This is a genomic window from Allobosea sp. BK604, from assembly GCF_004341515.1.
Taxonomy (GTDB): Bacteria; Pseudomonadota; Alphaproteobacteria; order Rhizobiales; family Beijerinckiaceae; genus Allobosea.
In genome coordinates this window covers 504,229-521,614 of sequence record NZ_SLZF01000005.1, presented here as the reverse complement: position 1 = coordinate 521,614, position 17,386 = coordinate 504,229, and the positions used below count along the sequence as shown (strand labels likewise).

Here is a 17,386-nt window from a genome sequence, read left to right as displayed (position 1 = left end):
CGCCGTTCGGGCTCAGGCGGTGCCGTGTTGCCAATGCGCCTTAACGTCCTGGCTGGTCTTGCTGAGATGGACGTGCGCGTCGATATGGTCGATCCAGTCGGTCGGAATGAAGTGATGGTGCCCGCCATGAGCGGCGCGGTCGTTCTTCGTCAGCTTGATCTCGCTGCCTTCCAAGCGGTCGACCGTCCCGACGTGCTCACCATCGGAGGACTTGACCTCCATGTGCTCTCGGATCTGGTTCATATCCATCACTGATGCCTCCTTGGATTTGGATGGCATTTGAACGCGCGGCCATCGCTTTCGTTCGCCAGCGCGCGGCGGAACCTTTCAGCCATTCCGGCCGTTGCGGATCGGGCACCCTATGCAGCCCGGGCGAGGGAGGATTTGCATTGCCTGCGGCCGCACGGCGAGACCTTGCCGCCTCCGCGGCGCTCGCGAGCGCTGCAGCCGTCGCAGCCACGGGCGCTCTCGTCATCGGCCTGGTCGAGCTCGGACCGCTCTCGCTGCTGATGGCGCAGCATCTCTTCGTGATGAACGTCCTTGCTCCGCTGGCCGCGCTGGCCAGCCGGAAGACCTTGCCCGAGCGTGGTTCGCTGTGGCTCGCCGCCTTCTTGCAACTGGCCGTTCTCTATGTCTGGCATGAGCCCTCGGTTCAGCGCGCAGCCGCTCCCTCCTGGCAACTTCACGCCATCGGGCTCGTCGTGCTGGCCGTCTGCTCGTTCTGGTTCTGGCGGCTGGTGCTGTGCCAGGCCGCGAGGGCGCGTTGGCCCGCCCTGGCCGCCTTGCTGCTGACCGGGAAGCTCGCATGCCTGCTGGGGGCGCTGCTCGTCTTTGCCCCGCGCGACCTCTACCGGCTCGACGGGCTTTTCCTGGCGATTTGCAGCGCCGGCCCTTCGACCCTGGCGGATCAGCATCTCGCGGGCCTGCTGATGATCACGGCCTGTCCGCTGAGCTACCTCGTGGCCGGTGTCGTGCTGGCGGCCGGGATGCTGGATCCCGATGAGACCGTCGGCTTGCGCAAAGGGCGGTCCGTTGTCACGCGCTAGCGAGCGCACAAAGACGGTCGTCGCCGCGCTACTCGGTCTGGTCGTTCTGGCCGGTGCCGGCGCGCTCCTGGTGGCCTGGCTCGGTCTCTATAACGTCGCTGCCAGCTCCGGCCATTGGCCGATCGTCGAGCGTTTCCTGCGCTTCGGCATGGAGAATTCCGTCAAGGCTCGCGCCTCCGGCGAACCGGCGCCGTCTCTCGACGACGACGACCTGATCCGCCTTGGCGCCGGGCATTTCCATGCCGGCTGCGCCTTCTGCCATGGCGCGCCGGGAACGCCGATCAGCCCGGTCGCGGCCGGCATGATGCCATCGCCGCCGGACCTCAAGCAACGCGTCGGCCATTGGCGCGATCAGGACCTGTTCCGGATCGTCAAGCACGGCATCAAATACGCAGGCATGCCGGCCTTCCCGGTTCTGGGGCGCGATGACGAGGTTTGGGCGGTGGTCGCCTTCCTGCGCCGCCTGCCGGTTCTCGACGAGGCCGGCTATCGCGCTCTGGCCGCCGGCGAAGTCGAGGAGGAACCGCAGAGCGGGCAGGAGATCGCCACCGGCGAAGCGAGCGAGGAAGGCGCGATCGGCGCCTGCGCCCGCTGCCATGGCGCGCAGACCGGACCGAAGAGCCGTCTCGTGCCGAACCTGCACGGCCAGCCCCGCGAGATGCTGGCCGAGGCGCTGAAGTCCTACGCCTCGCGAGAGCGGCAGAGCGGGGTCATGCAGACCATGGCTGCCGGCCTGACCGAGCAGAGCATCAACCGGCTAGCCGGTTATTATGCCGGCCTGCCCCCCGTCGCGCAGCGGCCCCTCGCGACCGAACCCGATGCCGCCAGGATGGAGCGCGGCCGCAAACTGGCCGAGGAGGGTGAGGTCTCCGGCGAAATTCCCGCCTGCTTGAGCTGCCATGCTCCGGGGCGCTCGCCACTCTACCCGCGTCTCGCCGGACAATCGGCGCGCTATCTCGCCGGCCAGCTCCACGTCTGGAAATCCGGCCTCAACGACCGCACGGCTTTGGGCGCGATCATGGCGCCGATCGCACGGCGCCTCTCCGCCGATCAGATCGCGGATGTCGCTGCGTTCCTGGCGAGCCAGCCGGCAGCCGACGAGGCGCGGCGATGAGCGTTGCGCGCCTGACCTTGCTGGTCGCATCACTGCCGGCGCTGGCCGGCTGCAGCGAGATCCAGTCTGCGCTCGCGCCGCGCGGACCGGACGCCGAACGCATCCTCACGCTGGGCCTGGTCCTGCTGGTCGGCGCGATCGCGATCCTGCTCATCGTGCTGGTCGCGCTCGTGCTCGCGCTGTACGGCAGCGACCGCTGGCGGCGCCGGCTGGCGAGCGCCAATGCCGTCAAGCTCGGCGGCCTCGCGTTTCCGATCGTGACGCTGACGATCCTGCTCGGTTACGGCATCTGGCTGATGCGCGAGGAACTCGCAGCGGCCGTGAGGCCGCCAGCCCTCCGGATCGAGGTCACCGGCGAGCAATGGTGGTGGCGGCTGGCCTATCTCCAGCCGGATGGCAGCCGCATCGCCGAGGCCAATGAAATCCGCATTCCGGTCGGCCAGGAGGTCGAGTTTGCCCTCAATGCCGCCGATGTCATTCACAGCTTCTGGGTGCCAAGCCTGGGCGGCAAGCTCGACATGGTGCCAGGTCGCACCAACCGGCTGCGGCTCACGGCGCAGCGGGAGGGCATCTATCGCGGCCAATGCGCCGAATATTGCGGCGGCCCCCATGCGCTGATGGCGCTTGAGATCGTCGCCATGCCCGCCGAGGCGTTCGAACGCTGGCTCGCTGCCGCGGCCTCGCCGCCGGAGCCGGTGACAGAGGCGGCGAGGGCCGGCCGCGACCTGTTCCACCGCTCCGGCTGCGGCGCCTGCCACGCGATCCGGGGAACCGAGGCGCGCGGCGCTGTTGGCCCGGACCTCTCGCGGCTGGGCGGGCGCCGCTTTCTCGCCGCCGCGAGCCTGCGCCTCGACGAGGACAGTATCGGCCGCTTCATACACGACGGGCAGTCGCTGAAGCCCGGCAACCAGATGCCGGAGTTCCGCATCTTCTCCGCAACTGAGCTTCGCATGCTCTCCGCCTATCTCGCGAGCCTCAAATGAGCCGGCCGGACGCGCCATTGCCGAACGATCTGCCGCGCCCGGCCGGCGAGCTGGAGCGGCTCGAGGCGGCGTGGCGGCTGGCGCAGGGCTGGCGCATCGTCACGGCCGTCAACAACACGGTCGTCGGCTATTTCTACATCGCGACGGCGTTCCTGTTCTTCGTGCTGGCGGGCATTCTCGCGCTGCTGATGCGGCTGCAGCTCGCCGTGCCCGGCAATGATTTCCTGAGCCAGGAGACCTACAACCAGATCTTCACCATGCACGGCACGGTGATGATGTTCCTGTTCGCGGTGCCGGCCGTCGAAGCGCTCGGCGTGATGCTGCTGCCGCAGATGCTCGGCGCCCGCGACCTGCCATTTCCACGGCTGGGAGCTTTTGCCTTCTGGGCCTATTTCGTCGGCGGCCTCGTCTTCTTCTGCACGCTCTTCTTCGGCACCGCCCCGTCAGGCGGCTGGTTCATGTATCCGCCTTTGACCGGGATGCGTTACTCGCCGGATATCGGCGCCGACTGGTGGCTGCTCGGTATCGGCTTCATCGAGATCTCGGCGATCGCGGGCGCGATCGAGATCATCGTCGGCGTGCTCCGGACCCGCGCGCCGGGCATGACGCTCTCGCGCATGCCGGTCTTCGCCTGGACCATGCTGGTCTTCGCCTGGATGATCGTCTTCGCCTTCCCGGCTGTAATCCTGGCGACGATCCTGCTGGAGCTCGAACGCGCCTTCGACTGGCCGTTCTTCATTGGCGAGCGCGGCGGCGACCCGCTGCTCTGGCAGCACCTGTTCTGGTTCTTCGGTCATCCGGAGGTCTACATCATCTTCCTGCCGGCGGCCGGAGTGGTGTCGATGATCGTGCCCGCGATGACCGGCGTTCCGCTCGTGAGCTACCGGCTCATCGTCGTCGCGCTGATCGCAATCGGCTTTTTCAGCTTCGGGCTGTGGGTCCACCACATGTTCACGACCGGCATCCCGCCGCTTTCGCTCGCCTTCTTCTCGGCTGCGAGCATGGCGGTCGCCGTACCCAGCGGCATCCAGATCTTCGCCTGGATCGCCACCATGGCCGCAGGGCGACTGCGATTCACCGCCGCCTCGTTCTTCGTGCTCGGCTTCCTGGTGATCTTCACGATCGGCGGTCTGACCGGCGTCATGGTCGCGCTCGTGCCGTTCGACCGGCAGGCCCACGATACCTATTTCGTCGTCGCGCATCTGCACTACGTGCTGTTCGGCGGCATGGTCTTTCCGCTCTTTGCCGCCTTCTACTACTGGGCTCCGGCCTTCAGCCGACGCCCGCTTTCGGAACGCCTCGGAAAATGGGTCTGCGGGTTTTTCGTCCTCGGCTTCAACGTCGCCTTCCTGCCGATGCACGTCACCGGCCTCATCGGCATGCCGCGACGCGTCTATACCTACCCGGCGGGCATGGGCTGGGACGGCCTCAATCTCGTCTCCACGGCCGGGGCCTTCCTGGTCGCGGCCGGCGTCCTGCTCTTCCTCGTCGATCTCGCCCGCAATCTACGGCCTTTTGGCCAGGCGGCCGGCGACGTCTGGCGAGCCGGCACGCTCGAATGGCTGCCCAACCACACCTACGCCACCCGGAGCATCCCTCGCGTCAACAGCCGGGAGCCGCTCTGGGACCAGCCCGATCTCGCCCGTGAGGTCGAGGCGGGACGCCATTATCTGCCCGGCTCGGCGACGGGCCGGCGCGAAACGATCGTCACCTCCGCCGTCGAGGCGGAGCCGCAATATGTGATGCGGCTGACCGGCCCCGGCTGGGCGCATCTGCTCGCGGCGCTGTTCACGGCCGCGTTCTTCCTGTTGCTCACGGTGAAGCAGGTCGAGCTGGCGGCCTGCTGCGGCGTCCTCGCGCTTGTGGCCATCGTCATATGGCTCTGGGAGACGGATCCGGCCCCGGCCGCTGCCGCGGATATCGGCGGCGGCATCAGGCTGCCGACCTATGCCAGTGGCTCGCTCTCGCATTCGTGGTGGGCGATGGTCGTGCTGCTGCTGGTCGCGGCCGCGCTCTATCTCTCCTATGTGTTTTCCTATCTCTATCTCTGGACCGTCGCCCCGCAGCACTGGTCACGGAACGCTGCGGCAGCCGCGGACACTTCATCGCTACCGGTGTTGGCTTTGGCGGCCAGCGCGCTGTCGCTTTTTCTCGGCCACCGCTTCCTGCGCCGCGAGGGGCCGCATCTCACCGTAGTCGCTTCGGCCGCCGGGTTGGGATCGCTCTTCCTGATCGCTGCGCTCGGCCTGGATTTGTGGTCCCATTGGCAGTCCGGCCTTCGCCCGCAGGCCCACGGGCACGCTGCGCTGGTCTATGCGAACGCCGTCCTGCAATTTCAGATCGGCGCGGCGGTGCTGGTCATGGCGGCATTCCTGATTGCGCGCATCGTTGCCGGCAAGGTCGACCGGACGCGTCGCGTCTGCTTCGACAATCTCGGCCTGCTATGGGGCTACGCACTCGGTCAGGCCGGCCTGGGTCTGGTGCTGACCCGCGGTTTCCCGCAATTGCTGGAGTAGCTGTCCAGCGACGGGTCGCTGGACAGCGATGCCTCAGGCGGCGAGCAGCTTGTCGACGGTGATCGGCAGGCTGCGGATGCGCTTTCCGGTCGCGTGGTGGATCGCGTTGGCGATCGCGGCCGCGGTGCCGACCACACCGATCTCTCCGAGTCCCTTCACGCCGATCGGATTGACCTTGTCGTCATGCTCTTCGACGAAGATCACCTCGATACCGTCGATATCGGCATTCACCGGCACATGATACTCGCCGAGATTGCTGTTCATGAACCGGCCGAAGCGATGGTCGGTCATGGTCTCCTCGTGCAACGCCATGCCGATGCCCCAGACCACGCCGCCGATGATCTGGCTGCGCGCCGTCTTGGGGTTGAGGATGCGGCCGGCCGCGATGGCGCTGACGACGCGCGTCACGCGCACGATGTCGAGTTGCTCGTCGACATGGACCTCGGCGAACACGGCCGAATGGGTATAGGAGGCGCGGCGCATCGGCGCGATCAGGCCGGGGCTCGCCGTCTCCTCGGCTTCGATCTGGTCGAGGCCGGCCGCCGCGAGCGCATCCGTGATCGAGACGGCGCGATCGGGCTCCCTGCGCAGACGGATCATCCCGCCATTGAAGGCGACGTCCTCGATCGCGGCCTCGGTGAGCGGCGAGCCTTCGACGGCCTTGGCGTGTTTCAGCAAGGTCTCGCACAGGCTCCGGCAGGTCAGCGTCACCGCGCTGCCGGAGGAGGCGGCTGTCCAGGAGCCGCCCTGGATCGGCGCCATCGGCAGCGATGAATCGCCGAGCTTCACGGTGACGGCGTCGAGCTCGAGGCCCAGTGCGTCGGCGCCGATCTGGCTGAGGATCGTGTAAGTGCCGGTCCCGATATCCGAGGCGGCGCAGGCGATCTCCAGCCTGCCGTCGCGTCCGAGCGTGGCGCGGGCCGACGATTTCATCATCATCGCCTCCCAGACGCCGCTCGCCATGCCCCAGCCGACCAGCTCCTTGCCGGCCCGCATCGAGCGCGGCGTCATCTTGCGCCTGCTCCAGCCGAAGCGGGCGGCGCCTTCGGCGTAGCAGGCGCGCAGCTCCTTGGACGTCAGCGGCTTGTCGTCGTTCTCGTCCCGCTCGGTATAGTTCCGCAGCCTGAGCTCGATCGGGTCGATGCCGGTCGCATGGGCCAGTTCGTCCATGGCGCTTTCGAGGGCGAAAAGGCCGGTCGGCGCGCCGGGCGCCCGCATGTCGCCGGGCGTCGGGATATCGAGCTTGGCGAGCTCGTAGCCGAGCTGCGTCGCCTCGCTGTGGTAGAGCATGCCCGACCAGTTGACGACATTCTCCTGGTAATCCTCGTAGCGCGAGGTCGCGGCGACGGCATTGTGCTGCAGCGAGAGGATATGCCCGTCCGGATCGGCGCTGATCGCGACCGTGTTGATCGTCTGCGGGCGATGGACATGGCTGAACATCTGGGTCCGGGTCATCTCGACGCGCACGGAACGTTCGAGAACGAGCGAGGCCATCACCGCCAGGAAGAGCTGGTGATGCGGACGCAGGGCTGAGCCGAAGCCGCCGCCGACAAAGGGCGAGACCACCCGGACATCGTCGCTGGACAGGCCGAAGACCGACGTCACGTAGCCCTGCGTGTTGAGCGTCCCTTGCGTCTTGTCATGCACGGTGATCTTGCCGCCGCTTTCCCAGACCACGGTCGTCCCGTGCAGCTCCATCGGATTGTGGTGCTCGGTCGCGAGGCTGTACTCGGCGCTGACCTTGATCGGCGCCCCGCCGAAGGCGGCCGTCGCATCGCCCTTCGGGTCGGGCGGCGGCGCAATGCCCGAGCGCTTCTTCGGCGGCTCGTAGCTGTCATGGCGGGCCCGTTCGAGATCGGTCTCGTGCGGCGCGCGTTCGTAGGTCACGCCGATCAGCGAAGCCGCGTCGCGGGCCGCCTCGAAGGTCGAGGCGACCACCAGCGCGATCGGCTGGTCGCTGTGCTGAATCTCGGCGTCGTAGAGCGGGCGCAGCGGCTTGCCGGGCGGCGCCACCTGGTCGCGATAGCTGCTGGCGAACCACGCCGTCTGCGGCCGGTTCTCATGGGTGAAGATCTGCAGCACGCCCGGTACCGCGAGCGCCGCCGCCAGATCGAAAGCGCGGATCCTGCCGCGGGGAATGGCGCTGCTGAGGATATAGCCATGAGTGAGGCCGGTGGCCTTGAACTCCGCGGCATAGCTGGCGCGGCCCGTGACTTTCGCCGGCCCATCGACGCGGCTGCGCGGCGAGCCGACATGGGGATCGTTGCTGAGCATGGTGCGGCTCCCTCAGGCGATGCGCTTGTCGGATTGCGATTGGGGCGTCCCGGCTGCGGCCTGGGACAGCGCGCGAACGATGGCGCGGTGCGCGAGCTCGATCTTGAACGCATTGTGCTCGCGGCCATGTGCGCCTTCCAGCAGCACGTCGGCCGCCGTCGCGAAGGTCTCGTCGTCGGCGGGACGGCCGATCAGCACTTCTTCGGCCTGCGTGCGGCGCCAGGGCTTGTGGGCGACGCCACCGAGCGCGAGCCGGGCGTCGCCGATCGCCCTGCCGTCCATCTGCAGGCTTGCCGCGACGGAAACGAGCGCGAAGGCGTAGGACAGCCGGTCGCGCAGCTTGAGATAGGAGTGATGCTCCGCGAAGCGCTTCGCCCCCGCCGGGAGTTCGATGCCTGTGACCATCTCGCCCGCGACGAGCGTCGTGTCGCGTTCCGGCGAGCCGTTCGGCAGGCGGTGATAATCCGCCATCGCGATCGTCCGTTGTCCCTCTGGTCCGGCGACGTGCACGCTCGCGCCCAGTGCTGCGAGCGCGACGCACATGTCGGAGGGATGCGTGGCGATGCACTGCTCGCTCGCGCCGAGGATGGCGTGGTTGCGGTTGACGCCTTCCATCGCGGGGCAGCCGCTGCCGGGCTCGCGTTTGTTGCAGGGCAGGGCGGCGTCGTAGAAATAATAGCAGCGTGTGCGCTGGTTGAGGTTGCCGCCCGCTGTTGCGGCGTTGCGCAATTGCGGCGTCGCGCCCGCCAGGATCGCGCTCGACAGCAACGGAAAGCCTGCGCTGATCAAGGGGTGATAGGCGATCGTCGTGTTCGAGACGAGCGCGCCGATCATGATGCCGCCGGTGGTGGTCTCGCCGATCGTATCGAGCCCCTCGATCTGGGTGATGTCGATCAGGCGGCTCGGTTGCTCGACATCGTATTTCATCAGGTCGAGCAGGTTGGTGCCGCCGGCGATCAGTTTCGCTCCGGGGTCGGCTGCGAGCGCTGCAAGCGCGCCCTCGACGCTCTCGGCCCTGAAATAGGAGAAGCGGTTCATTCTGCGGCCTCCCGGAACTGGCCGCGCCGCTCGGCCATCACGTCCTCGATGGCGTCGACGATGTTGGGATAGGCGCCGCAGCGACAGATGTTCCCGCTCATCAGCTCGCGGATCTGCTCGCGGCTATGGGCATGGCCTTCCTCGACGAGCGCCACCGCCGAGCAGATCTGGCCGGGCGTGCAGTAGCCGCACTGGAAGGCGTCGCGCTCGATGAAGGCGCGCTGCATTGGATGGAGTTCGTCGCCCTCGGCCAGCCCCTCGATGGTGGTGATCTCGCGACCATCCATCATCACCGCGAGCTTCAGGCAGGAATTCATCCGCTCGCCGTCGATCAGCACGGTACAGGCACCGCACTGGCCGTGATCGCAGCCCTTCTTGGTCCCCGTGAGGGCAAGATGGTTGCGCAGCAGATCGAGCAGGGTGGTGGCGGTGTCGACCTCGACCTGAACCGGGCGGCCGTTCAGGCTGATCGTGATCCCGATCTTGTCGTCGGGAGCGAGCGTGCGGAGCGTCACGGGCGGCCTCCTGGGTTGAAAGGCGAGGGCGGTCTGGCGGGAGCGGGCACGCGGCCCGTCATGCAAGACAACGGAGCCCGGGGAAGAAGTGTTCCTTCGAACCGGAACAGTTCGAGCAAGCCATGTGTTTGCCTGCCACTCCCTTGAGGAAAGGCACGCAAAGTGAGCGCGACAACCAGGCTTCCATCCTCCCCGCTGAAATATGATCCGAGCTGCGAACAACCCGAAATGGACGAAGCCGCGACTGCGGACGCGCTCGTCGCCACGATGCGGGAGATCAGCGAGACGACCTACGCCAATGGCGGGCAGCCCTTGCGCAGCGTCCATGCCAAGGGGCATGCGGTCCTGCGCGGTGAATTCGAGGTCCGGGCCGATCTGCCGCCGGCGCTTGCCCAGGGCCTGTTCGCGAAACCGGGGCGCCACCCGGCGCTGATGCGGATCTCGACGATCCCCGGCGACATGCTCGAGGACAGCATCACCGTGCCGCGCGGCTTCGCGCTCAAGCTGATCGGCGTCGAGGGCGAACGCCTGCCTGGCTCGGAAGGCGATACGACGCAGGATTTCGTGCTGGCCGCCGGCCCGACCTTTGCCGCTCCCGACGGCAAGTCCTTCCTCGCCAGCCTGCGCCTGCTGGCTGCGACCACGGATCGGCCGCAGGTCTTCAAGAAGGCCGTTTCGGCGACGCTTCGTACCGTCGAGGCGACACTCGAGGCGGTCGGCGGCGAGAGCGGCACGCTCAAGCGCATGGGCGGTCAGCCGCTGACCAACCCGCTCGGCGACGCTTATTTCAGCCAGGCGCCGATCCTCTACGGCGACTATATCGCCAAGGTCGGGCTCTTTCCCGCGGCGGCCAAGCTGACGGCGCTCAAGGATGCCGTGCTCGACGCATCCGGACATCCCGACATTCTGCGCGAGGAGCTCGTCCGCTTCTTCGCCGACCATGGCGGCCGCTGGGAGCTGCGGGTCCAGCTCTGCACCGATCTCAAGTCGATGCCGGTCGAGGATGCGAGCATCGCCTGGCCGGAGGAGAGGAGCCCCTATCTCACCGTTGGCCATTTGACTGCTCCGCCGCAGCAGAGCTGGAGCGCGGAGCACGAAACCGGGATCGATGCGGGCCTGTCCTTCAGTCCATGGCACGGGCTCGCCGCGCATCGCCCGCTCGGCTCGATCATGCGTCTGCGGAAGCCCGCCTACCGGATGTCCGCCCGCTTCCGCTCGGAGCGCCTGGGCTGTCCGCTCGCAGAGCCGCGCTCTGCTGACGATATCGCCGCACTGAGCGCGGTCGGGAACTAACCGGCCGCGGCAGCCGTTGCCCACTCGGTTCGACAAGCATGAAAACTGGAGGATTCAGCCATGATGTTCGTGGATCAGATCCGCGAGGGTCTCGAGGTGGTCGGCTCCGACCGCGGCCATGTCGGCACGGTCGACGCGCTCACCGGGCAGTTGCTCAAGCTTAGGAAGAGCGACCCGGCCGCGGGCGGAACGCATCACTATCTCGACCTTGCGCTCGTGTCCGGCATCGATGGCGAGACCATCACGCTGCTCGTTCCGGCCGCGGAAGCCAAGGAGCGCTGGTCGGAAGAGAGCGAGTAGCTCGCGCTGTCGATTTCAGGCTCACCGCATCCCATTTTTGGAGATCGACATGGCCCATACCGTCTCGGATTTCATCTGGTCGCGCCTGCATGAGTGGGGTGTCAGGCGCGTCTACGGCTATCCGGGGGATGGTATCGGCGGCCTCATGGCGGCGCTGCAGCGGCGCGAGGACGATATCGATTTCGTCCAGGTCAGGCATGAGGAAATGGCCAGCCTGATGGCATCCGGCGAAACGCGCTTCACCGGCAGGGTCGGTGTCTGCATCGCGACCTCCGGGCCGGGCGCCGTCCATCTCCTCAACGGGCTCTACGACGCCAGGCTCGATCATCGCCCCGTCGTCGCCCTGGTCGGCCAGCAGGCCCGCTCGGCGATGGGCTCGCATTACCAGCAGGATCTCGACCTGCAATCGCTCTTCAAGGACGTCGCGGGCGCCTATATCGAAACCGCGTCGGTCCCGGCGCAGGTGCCGCATCTGATCGACCGCGCCTTTCGCATCGCCGAGGCGGAACGGCGCGTCACCTGCGTGATCCTGCCGAACGATCTGCAGCTCGAAGCGATGGAGGAGCCAGGCCGCGAACACGGCATGACCCATTCCGGCGTCGGCATCGAGCTGTCGCCCGTGGTGCCCGCCGGCGCTGCGCTGCAACGCGCCGCGGACGTTCTGAACGCGGGCGAGAAGGCCGCCATTCTCGTCGGCGCCGGTGCGTTGAACGCGACCGACGCCGTTCTCGCCACCGCCGAGAAACTGAAGGCAGGCATCGCCAAGGCGCTGCTCGGCAAGGCGGCGGTTCCAGACGACGTCTCGTTCTGCACGGGCTCGATCGGCCTGCTCGGCACGAAGGCAAGCTGGGAGCTGATGCAGGATTGCGACACGCTCCTGATGGTCGGGTCGGGCTTTCCCTATACGGAATTCCTGCCGAAGCCGGGACAGGCGCGCGGGGTCCAGATCGACATCGATGCCGGCATGCTCGGCCTGCGCTACCCGATGGAGGTCAACCTCATCGGAGATGCCGCCGCGACCCTCGAAGCATTGCTGCCGCTCCTGAAGCCCAAGGTTGCGGATGATTGGCGGGCGGCGATCGAGGCCAATGTCAGCGAGGGCTGGCAGGAGACGCAGGACAGCGCGCAGATCGAGGCGGCACCGATCAATCCGCAGCTCGTCGCGTCCGAATTATCCGAGCGTTTGCCGGAACGCTGCATCGTCACCGCCGATAGCGGCACCACCACCGTCTGGTACGCACGGCATCTCCGGTTCCGTCGCGGCATGATGGGCTCGGTCTCGGGAACCCTGGCGACGATGGGCTGCGCCGTTCCGTACGCGATCGCGGCGAAATTCGCCCATCCCGATCGCCCGGCCATTGCGCTGGTCGGCGATGGCGCGATGCAGATGAACGGCATCAGCGAGCTGATCACCGTCGCGAAATACTGGAAGCGCTGGACCGATCCGCGCCTCGTGATCATGGTCCTCAACAATCGGGAGCTCGCCTATGTGACCTGGGAGGAGCGTATCCAGGCCGGTGATCCCAAATGGCCGGCGAGTCAGGATCTGCCGGACTTGCCCTATGCCGAATTCGCGAAGCTCATGGGCCTGGGCGGCCGCCGCGTCAGCGATCCCGAACAGGTCGGGCCGGCCTGGGACGAAGCGCTGGCGGCGGACCGTCCCTTCGTCCTCGACATGGTGACCGATCCCAACGTGCCGCCGCTGCCGCCGCATATCACCTTCGCGCAGGCGCGTGGGCTGGTGGGTGCGCTCGCCGGCGGGGAGCCCGAGGCGGCGGGTGTGGTCAGGAACACGGCCCGTTCGTTGCTCGGGTCGCTACTGCCGACGCGTAGAGACAGTTGAGGCTGGCAGAAGCCGATCTGCACTGCGATGCACTCGCTCGCCCTCAGCGCTGCGCGTACCGAGCTTAATGCGCCTAGCTTCGTGACACCGTCACCGTCTGGGATACGACAGTGCAGGTATTGTCCGTTGTCAGGAAGGCTGTATCGGCCGCATCTCGGCCGTGGGCGATGCGGATGATACCCTCGATGGGCGCAAGTCGCGTCGGGTCGACGAGCCACCAGGCGTTCTCGAGATAGATTTCCATTACGGCGTGGAAGTCGGGCGGTTGGACATCCAGGGAGTACGCACTGACGGCCCGCGCCGGTATCGAGAGCGCCCGGCAGAATGTGATGCCGAGATGCGTGAAGTCGCGGCAGACGCCGGCCCTGACGGTGAAGGTGTGCGCGGCGGTCGATTCCGGCGTACTGACGCCTCCGACATAATCGACGTGGGCGGCTATCCAGTCGAGAATTGCCATGACACGGGCTACGCCATCGCCCGCCCCTCCGAACTCGCGCTGGGCAAACCGCTGAAAACTGTCGCTCGGACAGAACCGGCTAGGCAGGAGATAGGGAAGTGCATCGGCCGGTAGCTCGTTCCATAGATGCTGGCGGCCGGCTGTGGGGAGCAGGCTTCGCATGCCATTGTCGACCGTAGCGGTATATTTGATCGAAGTCTGACGCGATAAGCAGGCTCGGAAACGGCGGTCCCCTTGCGGGCTTTCATCTTCGATCAGCGGCGCATGCGGGCTTAACACCAGCTCTTCCGACAAGATCGTTTGATCGGTGGAGTGGGCGGCTTGGAGAAGCCCAATGACCTGCGTCGGCGCAGTGAACTCGTAGACCAATTCGGCCGACGCAGTCAGCTTCATGAGGAACTCCAATATTCAGCCGCGGATCATACGGAGGGGCCGGGCATCCTTCCCCGCGTCTCCCCGAATTCCCGTGTTCGCGAGGCGGCCTCGGCTAGCCGTCGGAATAGGAGGGCCTCCAACCCGATGGCCGCTCTCGCTACTCCAGCGATTGACCTGGTGTCAGGCCAACATCCGAACCGCCGGCTCTCGATCCCATTGCCGGGTTCGCGCTGCTGCCAGGAAATCAGCGGCGTTGCGGGCGAGATCGACGACGCCTGGGTCTGCCGCAACCCCCGCCTTATCGAGCAACGGCTTGGCGTCGGCCACGAAGCCGATGGCTTTCAGATGCCCAAAGGCATCCATCGCGAACTCGATGGCCGCGCCTTCCTTCAGGAGCTTCGCACATCCTTCCTTGGAAAGGACAAGCGCGACAGCATCGAAGATCACAGATGGCGTGCCCGCAAGTTGGCCGTCTGCCTTGAGCTTCTTGCCGTTCTTTAGGGTCACGCCGCCAATCTTCGGTGCGACGATCTTGACTGCGCCGCCTTCGGCCTCAACCGCTTTCCTGACAGCCTCGACGATCGCGCCGTCGGCGCCGTCAGTGACCAGGATGCCCACCGCTCTGCCCTTCAGCGTCTCTGGATATTTCCCCACGATCCTGAGGGCGCGTGACAACTCCATGTCTTCGGGAGCGACCGCTGGTTTTGAGGGTGGCGGCAGCTCGACGTTCAGGCCCGCAGCGACGCGCTTTGCCAAATCGGCGTCCACGTTGCCGAGATTGGCGAGCACGCGATTGCGGACGTGGTCGAGCGTGACCTTCGACAGCTCGAACACGATGGCGCTCGCCAGATGAGCCTGCTCGATCTCGGTCTGGGAGCGGTAAAACAGGCGTGCGTGGCTGTAATGATCGGCAAAGCTCTCCGAGCGGAGCCTGACCTTGCTTTCTCCGAGCGGTATTCCGGCGCTGCGGAAACCGCCGTCCGGATCGGCTCGCGGGCCGCCGATTTCACCCGCCTCCGCGAGGCTGTTGGGTTCGTAGTTGGCCCGTCCCTTGAAGACCTGCGTCTGCATATGGCCGTCGCGCTGGAGATTCTGGAAAGGGCAGCCCTTGGCCCGGTTGATCGGAATCTGATGAAAGTTCACCGTCCCCAGTCGCGACAACTGGGTGTCCTGGTAGGAGAAGAGCCTTCCCTGAAGCAGTGGATCTTCGGAGACGTCGATCCCGGGCGGCATATTCGTCGGCAGGAACGCCGCCTGCTCGGTCTCGGCGAAGAAATTATCCGGATTGCGGTCGAGAACCATGCGGCCGATCATCCGGATCGGCACCATCTCTTCCGGGATAAGCTTCGTCGCGTCGAGAATGTCGAACGGCAGCGCGTCGGCCTCGGCCTGGCTGAGCAATTGCACGCCGAATTCCCATTCCGGAAAATTGCCGGCGGCAATGGCTTCATGCAGATCGCGGCGATGGTAGTCGGGGTCCGCACCGGCGATCTTCACGGCTTCGTCCCAGCAGGTCGATTGGGTGCCGAGCTTCGGCCGCCAATGGAACTTGACGAAAGTCGGTTCGTCCTCCTCGTTCAGCAGGCGGAAGGTGTTGACCCCAAAGCCCTCGATCATCCGAAGGGAGCGCGGGATCGCCCGGTCCGACATCGCCCACATGATCATGTGGGTCGACTCGGGCATCAGCCCGATGAAATCCCAGAAGGTGTCGTGCGCGCTCGCCGCCTGCGGATAGCCGCGATCGGCCTCCATCTTCACCGCGTGGATCAGGTCCGGAAACTTGATCGCATCCTGGATGAAGAAGACCGGGATATTGTTGCCGACGAGATCCCAGTTGCCTTCCTTGGTGTAGAACTTGACGGCGAAGCCGCGCACATCGCGCGGCGTATCGACCGACCCCGCGCCGCCTGCGACGGTCGAAAAGCGGACGAACACCTCGGTCTTGGCGCCGACCTCGGTCAGCACCTTCGCGCGGGTCACGTCGGCAAGGGAGTCGGTCAGCTCGAAGAAACCATGCGCTGCCGAGCCGCGTGCGTGGACAATGCGCTCGGGGATACGTTCATGATCAAAGTGCTGGATTTTCTCGCGCAGCACAAAGTCTTCGAGCAAGGTCGGCCCGCGCTGGCCACCTTTGAGCGAATTCTGATTGTCGCTGATGGGAACGCCATGATTGGTCGTGATCCGCGTCTCGGGAGCGCTGGACGATTGATGCAGTTCGCCCCCGGAGCCGAGCCGAGAGGTCGATGCGCTCGAGCCACGCCGTTTGGAAGTCGCCATGTCGGTGTCCTCATGCCCAGTGTCGCTTGTCACCGATCGGAGAGACGACTCTCATCTGACCTGCGCTCTCTCAACTCGACTTGGCGCCTGCCGTTCCGATCAATTCCAATTGAAATTGCGGCGCGGCCGGCACTGCGGGTCGCCCGGCTTTATGGGAATAGAAGCTGCAGTTAACGTCATCATCGGCGTCGCAGCGTGTGGTTTGGGTCGCCATTGTTTGGGCTGCCTCGGAGAGCGCTGGCGACGAGCGCTCCCAAGGCAGAGATAAGTGCGACGCCCGCGCCGGCCACAAGTGTGCCGCTGCGAACTCTACGCCGGGGGTAAGCGACGAATGGCGCGGGTCCGAGCCGATCAGCGAGAGCTGTCGGTCGTCGTTTCTGAAGCCAAGTTACTAGAACGACGAGCGCTCCGGAAATGGCAAGCAATCCACCGGCCACCATCAGGCTTGCTGCAATCGTCCCAAACCGGAACGTCAGGAGGAGGTAGATGCTATGCACCGCCCAAGCGCCCGCGGCGATGACGAGGACTGCGGCGAGCGCCATGAGGCCGTAGACAACCGAATAATGTTTGACGACCGACGAAATCCGCAAAGAGAGGTATGTGGCAACGGCGCCAAACATGGCTCATCTCGCGGCCATTATGCCCACGAATAGGCCTGCCGCCGCTGCCCAACCCAACGCCCGCATCGGACTTTCGCGTACCTTGTCGAAGAGAAGCTGTTGCAAGCCCGAAATACCTGCGTCCGCAGCCTCGATGATCCGATCCGTATCGATCTCGCCGGCCTCGGAGCTGTCTACTCCTCTCCCTTCCAATTCCGAACCCTCTTTGGGGTCCATTGAGGACATCGCATCGGCTGCCCGAGACATCTGCTTGAAACCATCCTCGCGAGAGGCTTCACCTGTACCGTTGGCGAGCGTCTGCATGGCTAAATCTCCTACGCAATGTGTGGCGTTGCTGGAGGGGCCAACGCGGCGGTTTCGCAGCGGTTCCGGCGAAACGCCAGCTACCTTCGGCGCGCTCGCCTCAAGCCCAAATCCATGGCCATTTGCGGTCCAACTCAGCAGATGAGGGACCGTGGAACAACGGCAGCGCCTCGGGGTCGGGCGCTGGCTTGATCTCGGCGGCTACGCCGCTAACTCCGGCGCCGGGGCGAGGGTATGTGCGGTGCAAGTTGCAACGCGACCTGCATCGGCCGTCTCCGCGGGCGCTGCCCGCTTGAGCGTTTCAACGAGTGCCATACCTGGGTACACACCTGCCTCGCATTGCCCGTTTGCTGGTCCATCCGTGCTCGGCGGCGCGGTTGATGAGCTTGTCTGTTCGACGCGAAGAAAAGTCAGGACTGGCGGAACCGATTT

At 66.0% G+C, this 17,386-nt stretch carries 14 protein-coding genes; 7 read left to right on the top strand and 7 right to left on the bottom strand.

The genetic code is table 11. From position 1 onward, the window contains the following. Window positions 1–12 precede the first annotated feature (12 nt). Window positions 13–252 carry a DUF2171 domain-containing protein gene (locus EV560_RS18340; RefSeq protein WP_131857206.1) on the bottom strand — a complete coding sequence of 80 codons (240 nt, stop codon included), beginning with the start codon at window positions 250–252 and terminating at the stop codon, window positions 13–15. 137 nt (window positions 253–389) lie between these two features. Here EV560_RS18340 and EV560_RS18335 point away from each other — a divergent pair, with 137 nt between their 5' ends. Genes EV560_RS18335 through ctaD form a run of 4 tightly spaced genes read left to right on the top strand, consistent with a single transcriptional unit; the run spans window position 390 to window position 5,659 of the window. Further along, complete coding sequence (locus EV560_RS18335; protein WP_165923528.1) at window positions 390–1,046, top strand: cytochrome c oxidase assembly protein; 657 nt, start codon at window positions 390–392, stop codon at window positions 1,044–1,046. Then, window positions 1,033–2,160: a c-type cytochrome gene (locus EV560_RS18330; RefSeq protein WP_165923527.1), complete on the top strand. Its 1,128-nt coding sequence runs from the start codon at window positions 1,033–1,035 to the stop codon at window positions 2,158–2,160. The genes EV560_RS18335 and EV560_RS18330 overlap by 14 nt, the downstream gene beginning before the upstream one ends. Then, entirely contained in the window at window positions 2,157–3,143 is a 987-nt protein-coding gene (coxB, locus tag EV560_RS18325) for a cytochrome c oxidase subunit II (RefSeq protein ID WP_131857203.1), read from the top strand. The genes EV560_RS18330 and coxB overlap by 4 nt, the downstream gene beginning before the upstream one ends. Continuing rightward, window positions 3,140–5,659: a cytochrome c oxidase subunit I gene (gene ctaD, locus EV560_RS18320; RefSeq protein WP_131857202.1), complete on the top strand. Its 2,520-nt coding sequence runs from the start codon at window positions 3,140–3,142 to the stop codon at window positions 5,657–5,659. The genes coxB and ctaD overlap by 4 nt, the downstream gene beginning before the upstream one ends. Window positions 5,660–5,692: 33 nt before the next feature. Here ctaD and EV560_RS18315 read toward each other — a convergent pair whose 3' ends face one another. The 3 genes from EV560_RS18315 to EV560_RS18305 are packed head-to-tail and all read right to left on the bottom strand — an operon-like array spanning window position 5,693 to window position 9,453. Further along, on the bottom strand, window positions 5,693–7,933 hold the full coding sequence (locus EV560_RS18315; RefSeq protein ID WP_131857201.1) for a xanthine dehydrogenase family protein molybdopterin-binding subunit: 2,241 nt from the start codon (window positions 7,931–7,933) through the stop codon (window positions 5,693–5,695). A 12-nt stretch (window positions 7,934–7,945) separates the two neighbouring features. Further along, window positions 7,946–8,971 (bottom strand): FAD binding domain-containing protein, encoded by a 1,026-nt coding sequence (locus tag EV560_RS18310; RefSeq protein WP_131857200.1) that lies wholly within the window; start codon window positions 8,969–8,971, stop codon window positions 7,946–7,948. Then, a complete protein-coding gene (locus EV560_RS18305; RefSeq protein ID WP_131857296.1) occupies window positions 8,968–9,453 on the bottom strand; it encodes a (2Fe-2S)-binding protein in 486 nt (161 codons plus the stop codon). The genes EV560_RS18310 and EV560_RS18305 overlap by 4 nt, the downstream gene beginning before the upstream one ends. 261 nt (window positions 9,454–9,714) lie before the next feature. On the opposite strand from EV560_RS18305, the gene EV560_RS18300 reads away from it, so the two are divergent. Genes EV560_RS18300 through EV560_RS18290 form a run of 3 tightly spaced genes read left to right on the top strand, consistent with a single transcriptional unit; the run spans window position 9,715 to window position 12,922 of the window. Continuing rightward, window positions 9,715–10,779 carry a catalase family protein gene (locus tag EV560_RS18300; RefSeq protein WP_131857199.1) on the top strand — a complete coding sequence of 355 codons (1,065 nt, stop codon included), beginning with the start codon at window positions 9,715–9,717 and terminating at the stop codon, window positions 10,777–10,779. A 60-nt stretch (window positions 10,780–10,839) separates the two neighbouring features. After that, the gene (locus EV560_RS18295) at window positions 10,840–11,079 is read left to right on the top strand and encodes a DUF2171 domain-containing protein (protein WP_131857198.1); all 240 of its coding nucleotides are present in this window, start codon (window positions 10,840–10,842) and stop codon (window positions 11,077–11,079) included. A gap of 49 nt (window positions 11,080–11,128) precedes the next feature. Beyond that, window positions 11,129–12,922 carry a thiamine pyrophosphate-requiring protein gene (locus EV560_RS18290; RefSeq protein ID WP_131857197.1) on the top strand — a complete coding sequence of 598 codons (1,794 nt, stop codon included), beginning with the start codon at window positions 11,129–11,131 and terminating at the stop codon, window positions 12,920–12,922. Between the two features lie 73 nt (window positions 12,923–12,995). On the opposite strand, the gene EV560_RS18285 is transcribed toward EV560_RS18290, so the two are convergent. The 3 genes from EV560_RS18285 to EV560_RS18275 form a co-directional block, all read right to left on the bottom strand. Next, window positions 12,996–13,772: a transglutaminase-like domain-containing protein gene (locus tag EV560_RS18285; protein WP_131857196.1), complete on the bottom strand. Its 777-nt coding sequence runs from the start codon at window positions 13,770–13,772 to the stop codon at window positions 12,996–12,998. A 162-nt stretch (window positions 13,773–13,934) separates the two neighbouring features. Next, window positions 13,935–16,031 (bottom strand): catalase, encoded by a 2,097-nt coding sequence (locus tag EV560_RS18280; protein ID WP_131857195.1) that lies wholly within the window; start codon window positions 16,029–16,031, stop codon window positions 13,935–13,937. Between the two features lie 623 nt (window positions 16,032–16,654). Next, complete coding sequence (locus EV560_RS18275; protein ID WP_131857194.1) at window positions 16,655–16,954, bottom strand: hypothetical protein; 300 nt, start codon at window positions 16,952–16,954, stop codon at window positions 16,655–16,657. Between the last annotated feature and the right edge of the window lie 432 nt (window positions 16,955–17,386).

Bases quoted from the DNA above. Each gene is read 5' to 3' on its own strand.
- coxB (WP_131857203.1), top strand. From the start codon at position 2,157: ATGAGCGTTGCGCGCCTGACCTTGCTGGTCGCATCACTGCCGGCGCTG.
- ctaD (WP_131857202.1), top strand. From the start codon at position 3,140: ATGAGCCGGCCGGACGCGCCATTGCCGAACGATCTGCCGCGCCCGGCC.
- EV560_RS18315 (WP_131857201.1), bottom strand. From the start codon at position 7,933: ATGCTCAGCAACGATCCCCATGTCGGCTCGCCGCGCAGCCGCGTCGAT.
- EV560_RS18310 (WP_131857200.1), bottom strand. From the start codon at position 8,971: ATGAACCGCTTCTCCTATTTCAGGGCCGAGAGCGTCGAGGGCGCGCTT.
- EV560_RS18300 (WP_131857199.1), top strand. From the start codon at position 9,715: ATGGACGAAGCCGCGACTGCGGACGCGCTCGTCGCCACGATGCGGGAG.
- EV560_RS18295 (WP_131857198.1), top strand. From the start codon at position 10,840: ATGATGTTCGTGGATCAGATCCGCGAGGGTCTCGAGGTGGTCGGCTCC.
- EV560_RS18290 (WP_131857197.1), top strand. From the start codon at position 11,129: ATGGCCCATACCGTCTCGGATTTCATCTGGTCGCGCCTGCATGAGTGG.
- EV560_RS18285 (WP_131857196.1), bottom strand. From the start codon at position 13,772: ATGAAGCTGACTGCGTCGGCCGAATTGGTCTACGAGTTCACTGCGCCG.
- EV560_RS18280 (WP_131857195.1), bottom strand. From the start codon at position 16,031: ATGGCGACTTCCAAACGGCGTGGCTCGAGCGCATCGACCTCTCGGCTC.
- EV560_RS18275 (WP_131857194.1), bottom strand. From the start codon at position 16,954: ATGCAGACGCTCGCCAACGGTACAGGTGAAGCCTCTCGCGAGGATGGT.